The sequence below is a fragment of the Anaerotignum faecicola genome (genome assembly GCA_024460105.1).
GTDB lineage: Bacteria > Bacillota > Clostridia > Lachnospirales > Anaerotignaceae > JANFXS01.
Genome location: JANFXS010000392.1, coordinates 1 through 421 on the forward strand (window position 1 = coordinate 1; position 421 = coordinate 421).

Here is a 421-nt window from a genome sequence, read left to right on the forward strand (position 1 = left end):
ACCGACTTCGGGAGAATTATGGATTAACGGGGAGCAGGTTAAATTCACCAGCTCCCGCGATTCCATCGCCAGGGGCATTGGCATGGTGCATCAGCATTTCATGCTGGTTCCAAAGCTTACGGTGGCGGAAAATATCATCGCGGGTCAGGAGACTGGAACGGCCCTTAAGCTGGACCGGAAGACGGCGGAAAAGCAGATTGCCGAGCTGTCCGATCAATATGGACTGAAGATCGATCCTTCGGTGAAGGTCGGAGACCTGTCCGTGACCATGCAGCAGAGAGTGGAGATCTTAAAGGTGCTGTACCGCCGTGCGGAAATTCTCATCTTTGACGAGCCGACGGCGGTGCTGACACCGCAGGAGATCGACGAGTTCTGCGATATCCTGTTAAAGCTCAAACAGCAGGGAAAGACGATAGTTTTT

At 53.2% G+C, this 421-nt stretch carries 1 protein-coding gene; it reads left to right on the forward strand.

The genetic code is table 11. The annotated features are described in order from the left end of the window. The coding region (locus NE664_14535; GenBank protein MCQ4727852.1) for an ATP-binding cassette domain-containing protein at nt 1-421 on the forward strand (421 nt) is incomplete at both ends.